Origin of the sequence: Terriglobus sp. YAF25 (genome assembly GCF_052113305.1) — a bacterium.
Classification (GTDB): Bacteria; Acidobacteriota; Terriglobia; order Terriglobales; family Acidobacteriaceae; genus Terriglobus.
Map to the genome: position 1 here is coordinate 1 of NZ_JBFRCY010000537.1, position 3,290 is coordinate 3,290.

Below are 3,290 nucleotides of genomic sequence, written 5' to 3' on the forward strand. Positions count from 1 at the left end.
TCGCCATCACGCGCCGGCGCTGTGCTCCGAGGGCCATGCGGATTCCGATCTCGTTGGTCCTTCGCGCCGTCGTATAGGAGAGCGTTCCGTAGAGTCCGATCGCCGTTACCAGCAGCGAGCATCCAGCGAAAAACACTCCTAACAGAGCCATCATCCTCTCCGTGCTGATGGAGGTGTCGACAACCTCATCCATAGGACGGATGACAGGAGCTGGAATAGATGGCACAAGCCTAGCCGCTAATTCTCTCGAGAACTGCACCAGAGGCTGCCACGGTCCATCGATACGCACTATGGCGTTGAGGGAAGGCTTTTGTTGTGGGTCCTGCTGCATCGGGACATATCCAGCCGGTACTGCGGGACCCCGTACATCGCGATACTTTGCATCTCCCACCACGGCCACGACCTCATACGCGGTCTTGTCCTTATCCACGATCTGCCGGCCAATCGCGCCACCTTGAGGGAAGAACAGCTTTGCCGCCGAACGGTTCAGAATTATCTTCAAACCCGACGCTTTCGTATCGGTCCAGGTAAATGCACGTCCCTGAGCCACGGGGATGCGCATGGTGCTGAAATAATCCGGTCCGACGCTATTCAGCCAGAGCATGTGACGTTCGCCACCCGGAGCTGCATAGCGCCCGTTCCAGCCTCTGTGCGAAAGGGGAATAATAAATTGGAAGCTCACATCCTTCACGCCCGGCGCCGTCTTCAGACCCTCCCAGATCTGCCGATACACCTCCATCAACGGCTCTCCATCCAATTGCTGCTTGTCCATGCTGAAAGGGATATTGATCACACCATGTGGCTCAAATCCAAGGCCCGAGCGATACAAGCGCACCAGACTGGCGGCCAGCAGCGCCGCACCCGAGACCAGAATGAGCGCCAGAGCCACCTGGGAGGTCATGAGCAGACGCGGGATCAATCTCGTCTGTCTGCGCTGTTGTTGCGCGTGCTGGCCATTTTTGATCTGCTCATTCAGATCTCCTTCGGTTGCGCGCCACGCAGGCATCAGGCCAATCAGGACAGCAGCAATGAAAGCGACCGCGGCGGCAAAACCATAGAGACGCCAATCCGGAGAGATATCCAGCACCATGCTGTCAGGTCCGCTTCCTCCAGAGAGCATCGCCGCCAGTACATGGCCCACAATCGGAGTGAATGCCATGCCGAGCCCGGTTCCCAGCGCCGCCAGTAACAGACTTTCAATCATGAGCTGCCGAATCAACCGCGATCTTGTGGCCCCCAGAGCCCGTCTCGTCGCCAGTTCCCGTTCTCGCACGGCTCCCCGCGCCAACAAAAGGCTTGCCAGGTTAAGGCATGCCAGCAACAGCAACCCGCCACACATGCCAAACATCATCAGCAGAGGTTTGCGAAATACGGAGCGGACATAGGCAAACCCGTTCGATCCGGGTTCGGCTGCGAAATGGAAATGATGCTGCTCTTCATCCTTGATCCAGTCGGCTTCGCCTGTCGACGCATGCAAAACCCCCGTCGAAACGGCTTGCAAGGCAGCATTCGCCTTCTGTAGATCGACGCCTGGCTGCAGCCGTGCCATCACCGTCAACCACCAGGCGTGTGTGCCGCCATGAAGGTGGTCTCGCGGAGCATCCATGATCGGATCGGCGGACAGGGGTGCGTAGATCTGCGGTTGGTGCGTCGGGTCTGCTCCCGTAAAGCTCTTAGGGATAACGCCTACCACCGTAAACGATGCGTTCGCAATCACCAAACGTCGACCGACTACGTCCGGAACGCCATTGAACCAGCTCTTCCAGAAGTCTTCGCTGATCACCACGGCGAACCCTGAAGAACCGCCGCCTTCCTGGTCGTCAACCGGCGTAAGATAACGCCCCATCACCGGCTTTATCTGCATGGCAGGAAAGTACTGCCCACTCACCATCACACCGTGGACATTGATGTTCCCCGACTCTCCCCGCACCTGGAGTGTGTCATTCACAAATGCGAATACATTCTGGAAGACGTCGCCCTTGCCTTCGAGGCCACGAAAGAACGGGGTGCAGAAGGAGTAGCCGGGCTGCGGGCCTCCCTCCTGAGTGCTCAGAACCACCATCTGCTGGGCATGCGGTACCGGCAACGGCCGCAACAAAAGGCTATCGATCAGCGAAAAGACTGCCGTATTCGCGCTCACCCCAAGCGCAAGGGTCGCCAGAGCAACAGAAGTAAATCCAGGTGACTTCCAAAGCAGACGCAGAGAGAACCTGACGTCACGCGTGAGCTCTTCGACAATTCGAAAGCTCCAGACCTCACGCAGGCGTTCCTGCCATCGATGTGTATCGCCGAGCCGTACGCGGGCGGCACGTTCTGCCGCGGGCTCCGACATACCTTCCCGGAGATACTTCTCCCGCAGCCGCTCCCGATGGAACTCAAGTTCCTCGGACATCTCACTCTCCATACGACGCCTTCGGAACAGAGAACTCAAACGCCCAAGAAATGCACTGACTGCAGGGAGCATCGTAGTTCCTCCTCAGGAAGACTGCATGACGAACGCGACTGCCGCCGAGAGCCGTGCCCAACGCTGCGACTCCGAATCGAGCCGCTTCGCTCCCTCAGCCGTCAACCGGTAGAACTTGGCGCGGCGGTTGTTATCAGAGGCGCCCCACTCTGCATTGAGAAAGCCGCGCATCTCCAGCCGATGGAGCGCAGGATAAAGCGCTCCTTCCTCCACCTTCAGCAACTGGTGTGAGACATGGTGAATCCACTCCGCGACAGCATAACCGTGCTGCGGTCCCCGCGCGAGGGCTTTCAGAACAAGCATCTCCAGAGTCCCCTGGAGCAGTGAGCCGGAATCGGCGTTTTCTTCCCTAATCATCTTAGGGGAAGACAATAGACGACGATGCCCCCTTCCGTCAACTCCTTACCGATGAGGACCGGATGCCTCCGGGGCAAGTGCATAGAGATACGCTTCAAGAACTCCTTCGTCAGTGTTCACTCGCACCACGACGCGCACATAGCCAGGGCCTTCAAACTCATCAAGACGCCCCCAATGAGCGGGCAAATCAGAAGACTCGAAGATGTGCACCGCAACCTCCGGTCCGTTCTTGTCGAGAATGAGTCCGGGATAGCCGAGTGCCGCACCCCAACCGCTGTCATAAAGATGGCCGCGAACAACACCCGTCAGCCAGCGCCCCTTGAGCCCCGCCAGTTCGTGGTGGTTGGGTTTACCCGGCGCCAGGGTTCCGTAGCTCGCCAACCGTATCGTTGCTTCTGTTGAGGCCATCGCCTTCGCTCCCGATATCCGGTTTCTTCTGCACAAAGATGTGAAGGGAGAAGACAAAAGG

General features: G+C 58.3%; 3 protein-coding genes. All 3 read right to left on the reverse strand.

Going from position 1 to position 3,290, the window contains the following annotated elements:
- The coding region (locus AB4043_RS19620; protein ID WP_442307842.1) for an ADOP family duplicated permease at positions 1-2,392 on the reverse strand (2,392 nt) is incomplete at its 3' end.
- Positions 2,393-2,476: 84 nt separating this feature from the next.
- Positions 2,477-2,821, reverse strand: a complete 345-nt coding sequence (locus AB4043_RS19625; protein ID WP_442300852.1) for a PadR family transcriptional regulator — start codon at positions 2,819-2,821, stop codon at positions 2,477-2,479.
- Positions 2,822-2,866: 45 nt separating this feature from the next.
- Positions 2,867-3,290 (reverse strand): gamma-glutamylcyclotransferase family protein (locus AB4043_RS19630; protein ID WP_442307843.1); only part of this gene is annotated, 424 nt, incomplete at its 5' end.

Coding starts and splice junctions, on each gene's coding strand:
- AB4043_RS19625 (WP_442300852.1), bottom strand. CDS start 2,821: ATGATTAGGGAAGAAAACGCCGATTCCGGCTCACTGCTCCAGGGGACT.